Source organism: Streptomyces sp. NPDC045967 (assembly GCF_056430495.1).
Map to the genome: position 1 here is coordinate 187,177 of NZ_JBWKLE010000012.1, position 6,644 is coordinate 193,820.

A 6,644-nucleotide genomic window follows, 5' to 3' on the forward strand; every position below is an offset into this window, starting at 1 on the left:
GGTGACGAACTGACCTCCCATCCGCGCGGCCGTCCGCTACGAAGAACCGGTGAAGGACGCACACCCTTCGGCCGGACCGCTCCCCCGGAAGCGGCCCGGCCCCTTCCCGCACCAGCGACACGGACAAGGACAAGGACCAGCATGCGATGGACGCCCAGCCCCCCGACGGCCGCCCCCGGCCGCCTCTTCGCCTTCTCGCCACAACCGGAGCCCGGCCGGTGAACCAACCGCTCCCCTTCGGCGCAGGCTCCGGCACGGGGCGCGGTGACCTGGGCGCCGTCATGCAGCAGGTGGCCCACGGCGACAAACAGGCGTTCTCCGCCCTCTACGACGCCCTCGCGCCCCTGGTCTCCGGGATCGTCACCAGGGTCGTACGCGATCGCGCCCAGTCCGAAGAGGTCACCCAGGAGGTCATGATCGACCTGTGGCGGCAGGCCGCCCGCTACCGGCCGGACACCGGCAGCGTGAACGCGTGGGCGGCGACGATCGCCCACCGGCGGGCGGTGGACCGGGTCCGCTCCGCCCAGGCGGCCGCCGACCGCGAGCAGGCGCAGGCCGCCCGCGAGCACACCACCGCGTTCGACGAAGTCGCCGAGCACGTGGAGACCCGCCTGGACAGCGAGCAGGTCCGCCGCTGCCTGCGCGGATTGACCGAACTGCAGCGACAGGCGGTGACCCTGGCCTACTACCAGGGGCTGACCTACCGTGAAGTCGCCGAAGCCCTGCGCACACCGCTTCCCACGATCAAGACACGCATGCGCGACGGGCTGATCCGGCTCCGCGACTGCATGGGGGTGACCACATGAAACACCACGCATCCGACGCCCACACCCTCGCGGCCGCCTACGCCCTCGGGGCCCTCGACCCGGACGAGCAGCGGGAGTTCACCGTCCATCTGCGGGAGTGCGAGGCATGCCGGCTCGAAGCCGCGGAGTTCGAGGCGACCGCGGCACGCCTGGCCGCGGCGGCCTCCCACGTGCCGCCCGCGGCGGTCAAGCCCAAGGTGATGGCCGCCATCGACGGTGTGCGCCAGCTGCCGCCCACGCTGCCCGTCGCCGCCCCCGCCTCCCCGCTCGGCGGCTACCTGCGCCGCAGGGCCGCGCCGCTGGCGCTGGCCGCCGGTATCGCCGCCGCCCTGTTCGGTGGCGTCGCGGTGTGGCAGGTCCAACAGGGCCGGGAACTCCAGCAGCAGGCCCGGCAGGCGGAGCAGCGCCTGGACGCGGTCAGCGCGGTCCTGGCCGCTCCGGACGCCCGGACCGTGCACGGGCGGACCACCAACGGAGCCCTGGCCACCGTCGTGGCCTCCGACCGGCAGAACCAGGCCGTTTTCACCGCCCGCAACCTGCCCGCACCGGGCGCGGGCAAGACCTACCAGCTGTGGCTCGACCACGACGGCGCCATGCGCCCCGCCGGGCTCGTCCACAGGGACGACACCGTCCTCATCAGCGGCAACCCGGCCGACGCGACCGCGGTCGGCCTCACCCTCGAACCCGCCGGGGGCTCACCCCAGCCCACCACCGCACCACTGCTCCTGGTGAGCCTCCCCACCTGATCCGCCGCCTGCCGGCCGCTCGGCGACCCCTCGCTGCGACTCCCCCGACCTACGGCGCGACGGACGCGCCCGTCGGGGGTGCGCAGGCCGTACGGGGCGCAGCCGGGGGTCCGTGGCCTCACGTAGAGCGGTGGATTCAGTGGACTTCGATGCCGATGAGACAGGTGTCGTCGTCGGTGTCGGACGCGCTGTACGTCAGCAGGCTGTCGAGCCGCTTCTCGAGGGAGTCCACGGTCCGTGAGGCCACCGCGAGGAGCTGTTTCAGGGAGTCGGTGACGGCGATGTCCCTGCGTTCGACGAGCCCGTCGGTGTACATCAGGAGCACGTCCTCGGCTTCGAGCTGCACCTCTTCTTCCTCGAACGTCACATCGGGCAGTGCCCCCAGCAGCAGTCCCCCGGTGAGGGGGAAGGAGCGGGCGTCGGAGCCGCGGACCAGAACGGGCGGCAGGTGTCCGGCGCGGGCCCAGCGCAGGATCCGGGTCTCGGGGTCGAAGACGGCACAGACGGCGGTCGCGGTGACATGGCTGGTCAGGTGGAAGGCGACGCTGTTGAGCCAGGCGAGCAACTGCGCCGGACCCGCTCCCGTGACGGCCAGACCGCGCAGGGCGTTGCGCAGGACGACCATGCTGGTGGCGGCCTGGATGCCGTGCCCGGCGACATCGCCGACGCTCAGCAGGATCTTCCGGTTGGGCAGGACCACGGAGTCGTACCAGTCCCCGCCCACGAGCGACTGCGATTCGGCCGGACGGTAGCGCACCGCGATGCGGATGCCCGGCACCTCCAGCGCAGCGGGGGCTGGCGGCATGATGGCGTGCTGCAGTTGCAGGGCGAGTCGGCTGCGGCCGGCGGATTCGGCCTCGGTGTCGGCGAGTTGGTCCCGGGTCGCGGCGAGGGCGACTTCGGTCCAGTGCTGCGAGGAGACGTCCTGGCAGGCGCCGCGTACCGAGTAGAGGCGGCCCTGGTCGTCCAGGACGGGTTCGGCCACCATGCGGATGTGCCGGGTGATGCCGTCCGGTCGCATCAGCCGGAACTCGACGGACGATTCGCGCTGGCGGTGCAGGAGGGTGCGCAGGAACCGGCCGATGGAGTTGACGTCGTGCGGGTGGGTGTGTGCGGCCAGGTCCTCCAACGGGACGGGGGAGGCCGTCAGCGGCAGGCCGAAGAGGGCGAACAGCTGGCCGTTCCAGCTGAGTTCTCCGGTGTGCATGTTCTGTTCGAAACCGCCCACCCGGCCGAGTCGCTGCGCGTGCTGCAGCAGGCTGGCCAAACGCGCCGTCTCGTCCTCGATCTTCCAGATCAGCAGGAGGGCGGCGCCGTGCCGGCTGATGCGCACGTCGGCGACGGTGGTGAGGGGGACCTCGTCCACGAAGGTCGTCAGTGCGGTGTGCAGGACCTGGCACGCCTCGCCGGTGGCGTAGACCCGCTCCAGTTTGTCGAACAGTCCGCCGTTCTCGGCCGCCGCGGGGTACGTCTCGAGGAAGGGGCGGCCGGTGAGGATCGAGCGCGGCCGGCCCGCGGGGTCGATGAAGCGGCTGTTGGTGTGGGTGATGCGGAAGTCCGCCAGACGGCTGTCGGCGTCGAGGACGGGGGTCAGGACGAGCACGGGGTCGTCGAGGTGGTCGGCGAGGTCTGCCAGTTCGGCAAGGGCTGCCAGGTGCGCCGCCTCGGAGGCGGCCGACATGCCCTGCGGTGACTGCTCGTCCAGCGTGTGCGCGCACAGCTCGGCGAGCGCCTCCAACTGGCGCAGGATCTGGGCGGGCTGGGGCGGCAGCTCCTGCGGCCAGGCGACTTCCAGGACGCCGTGGATGCGTCCGCCGGTGCCTGCCGGGACCACGATGCGCCCGCCGTCGGGGTGCTGGCGTCGGCCGATGGTCGGAGCGGCGCCTCCGGAGAGGCTGGCGACGACGGTCAGCTCGCGGTTGGTGAGGGCGAGCCGGGCGCACGTGACGACCTCGGGCGGGACGTAGTGCCAGCGGGCGGCGTCCTCCTGGGTGAAACCGGCCTGGCCGACCAGGGTGAGGGAGGAGTCCGGTCCCGCCACCCAGATGGCCACGCCGTGCGCGCCCAGGGGGCGCAGTGCGTTTTCGAGGAGGGCCGCGGCGACGGCGTCCGCGTCATCGGCGGCGAGGACGCGGCTTTCGGCCGTCCGCAGACGGACGGCCGGCGCCTCCTCCACCGGGGCCTCTTCGTCGACGACCGCGGTGAGGAACTGCCGCGCGACTTCGCTGACCTGGTCGCGGGCGGCCTGGTTGATGACGTCGACGGCCAGGGCGAGCAAGGTGGTACCGGACTGCTCGGCGAGCTTGGCGAGCTGCCGCGACGCCTCGACGGGCCCGCAGCCCAGGCGTCCGACGAGGATGCCCTTGGCCAACTCCACCAGGGCCCGGCCGTCGGCGGCCGACTGTGCTTCCAGGGCTTCCAGGCGCAGCCGCTCCACGGTCGCGGCCAGCCGCCCGGCCTCACTGGTGGCCGCGCTGCGCGCAGCCGCCTGCCCGGGGCGGGCTTCGCCGTGTGACGCGGCACTGCCGGCGCCGGGCGCACCGGCGGCCCCGGGGGGCGGGCCCGGTTCGTGGGGCTGGGGCGCTGTGGGTTCGTCCGAGGTGGTGTTGTTCACCGTATGTCGCTATTCCTCCGTGGGCGGCCAGGGTTGCGGGTGTCAGGCTCGGGTGTTGCCCGAGGCGTTCTGCGGTTGCAGCCACCGGCGGAGCCGGACGACGAGGTCGTTGGCGTCGACGGGCTTGGTGACGTAATCGCTCGCCCCCGAGGCCAGGCTCTTCTCCCGGTCTCCGGGCATGGCCTTCGCCGTGACCGAGATGATCGGCAGATCGGCGAACTCGGGCATCCGCCTGATCTCCGCGGTCGCCGCGTAGCCGTCGAGTTCGGGCATCATCACGTCCATCAGGATCAGGTCGATCCCCGGGGTGCTGGTCAGGGTTTCGATGCCCTTGCGGCCGTTCTCGGCGTGCAGGACGTGCAGCCCGTGCAATTCCAGGATCCCGCTGATGGCGTAGAGGTTGCGCGGGTCGTCGTCGACGACGAGCACGGACCGGCCGGCGAGGCTGCTGTCGACGACGGCTTCCTCGGGGGCGACGAGGCCGCTGTTGTCCCGCACGAGGGAGGGGACGTCCTCGGGGCGCTCCGCCGACAGGTGCAGGGCGATGCGTTCGCGCAGTTCGTCCAGACTGGAGAGCACTTCCAGCGACTGGAGCGCGGCACGCTGGGCGATCTCCTCCTGCTGCGCCTGGGTCATGCGCCGGTTGTCGTGCGCGAGGACCGGCAGGGAGGCGAGGGCGCCGTCCCCGGCGAGGGCCTCCAGGAAGCGCAGGGCCTCTCCGTCGGAGCCGAGTTCGAGGACCACGCAGTGGAAGGGTGCCTGCGCCAGCACGGCGGCCGCGTCCGCCGCCGTGACGGCGGTCAGCACTTCGGCACGCTCGGCCACCGGTCCCCCGCCCGCCCGTCCCGCGGTCAGTTCGCTCGCCGCGCTTTCGGCGACGAGGCTGAGGAGGCCGTTGCTGCGCTGCTCGATGACCAGGAGGCGGCGGGGGTGGCGGGACTCCTCCGCTTGGGGCTCGGCCGCTTCGTGCGGTTGAGCCGGCACCGCGGTCTCGGTCTCCCCGCTGGTCAGGGCGGCCGGTTCCCGCTCGGTGATGTCCGGCCCGGCGACCGGCAGGTACAGGGTGAAGGTGGAGCCCTCGCCGAGTGTGCTGCGGGCGGTGACGACTCCGCCGAGGAGACGGGCGATCTCCCGGGTGATGGACAGGCCGAGGCCGGTGCCGCCGTACTTGCGGCTGGTGGTGCCGTCGGCCTGCCGGAACGCGGCGAAGATGGCCTCCAGCTGCTGCTCGGCGATGCCGATGCCGCTGTCGATGACGCGGAAGGCCACCACGGAGCCGGCGTTCGCCAACTCGGCGGGAAGTTCGGCCGCGTTCGCCGGTTCGATCTTCACCTGGACGCCGCCGCGCTCGGTGAACTTGACCGCGTTGGACAGCAGGTTGCGCAGGATCTGCTGGAGGCGTGCGTCATCGGTGAGGAGGTCCACCGGCACGCCGGGAGCGGTCTCGATGTCGAAGTCGAGGCCCTTCTGCGTGGTCAGCGGCCGGAACGACGCTTCGACGTAGTTGAGGAGCCGCTGGAGGGAGACCCGCTCCAGGTTCACGTCCATCTTGCCGGCCTCGACCTTGGACAGGTCGAGGATGTCGTTGATGAGCTGGAGGAGGTCGGAGCCGGCGGAGTGGATGATGCCCGCGTACTCGACCTGCTTGGGGGTGAGGTTGCGGGTGGGGTTCTGCGCCAGGAGCTGCGCGAGGATGAGCAGGCTGTTGAGCGGGGTGCGCAGCTCGTGGCTCATGTTGGCCAGGAACTCGGACTTGTACTTGGAGGCCAGGGACAGCTGCTGGGCCCGTTCCTCCAGTTCCTGACGGGCCTGTTCGATCTCCAGGTTCTTGGTCTCGATGTCCCGGTTCTGGCTGGCCAGGAGGGCGGCCTTCTCCTCCAGCTCGGCGTTGGAGCGCTGGAGCTCGTCCTGCTGGACCTGGAGCTGCTCGGAGCGGGCCTGCAGCTCGCCGGTGAGGCGCTGCGATTCCTCCAGGAGTTCGTCGGTGCGGGCGTTGGCGACGATGGTGCTGACGTTGACGCCGACGGTCTCCATCAGGCGGCCGAGGAAGTCGCGGTGCACCGGTGTGAAGGAGTTGAAGGAGGCCAGTTCGATGACGCCGAGCACCTGGTCCTCGACGAGGATCGGCAGGACGATGAGGTTGGCGGGAGCGGCTCCGCCCAGTCCTGAGGAGATCAGGTAGCCGGGGGGCACGTTGTCGGTGGTGAGGATGCGGCGGCTGCGGGCCGCCTGACCCACGAGGGTCTCTCCGTGCCGTACGCGCGGGGTGGCGGGGCTTTCCGCAGGCCGGCCGAAGGAGCCGATCAGGGTGAGTCCCGCCTGGCCGTCGATCTCCTCGCCGAGGTAGAAGGCGCCGTAGCTGGCGTCGACGAGGGGGGCGAGCTCGTCCATGACGAGTTCGGCGACGACGGCGAGGTCGCGGTGGCCCTGCATGAGGCTGGAGATCTGCGCGAGGTTGGACTTGAGCCAGTCCTGCTC

Annotated in this window: 4 protein-coding genes; 2 read left to right on the plus strand and 2 right to left on the minus strand. The window is 71.7% G+C overall.

What is annotated here, in order from left to right; all coding sequences use genetic code 11:
- Positions 1-218 precede the first annotated feature (218 nt).
- Both sigK and AC07FY_RS23105 read left to right on the plus strand, forming a co-directional pair.
- Positions 219-806, plus strand: a complete 588-nt coding sequence (gene sigK, locus AC07FY_RS23100; RefSeq protein WP_479009067.1) for an ECF RNA polymerase sigma factor SigK — start codon at positions 219-221, stop codon at positions 804-806.
- Positions 803-1,552, plus strand: a complete 750-nt coding sequence (locus tag AC07FY_RS23105; RefSeq protein WP_479009069.1) for an anti-sigma factor — start codon at positions 803-805, stop codon at positions 1,550-1,552. Before sigK ends, AC07FY_RS23105 begins: the two co-directional genes overlap by 4 nt.
- Before the next feature lie 136 nt (positions 1,553-1,688).
- On the opposite strand, the gene AC07FY_RS23110 is transcribed toward AC07FY_RS23105, so the two are convergent.
- Together AC07FY_RS23110 and AC07FY_RS23115 are read right to left on the minus strand one after the other, a co-directional pair.
- Positions 1,689-4,166, minus strand: a complete 2,478-nt coding sequence (locus AC07FY_RS23110) for a GAF domain-containing SpoIIE family protein phosphatase (RefSeq protein WP_479009071.1) — start codon at positions 4,164-4,166, stop codon at positions 1,689-1,691.
- A 42-nt stretch (positions 4,167-4,208) separates the two neighbouring features.
- The coding region (locus AC07FY_RS23115; protein WP_479009073.1) for an ATP-binding protein at positions 4,209-6,644 on the minus strand (2,436 nt) is incomplete at its 5' end.

What these genes read in the sequence shown, in the direction of transcription:
- AC07FY_RS23105 (WP_479009069.1), top strand. Translation starts at nt 803, where the DNA reads ATGAAACACCACGCATCCGACGCCCACACCCTCGCGGCCGCCTACGCC.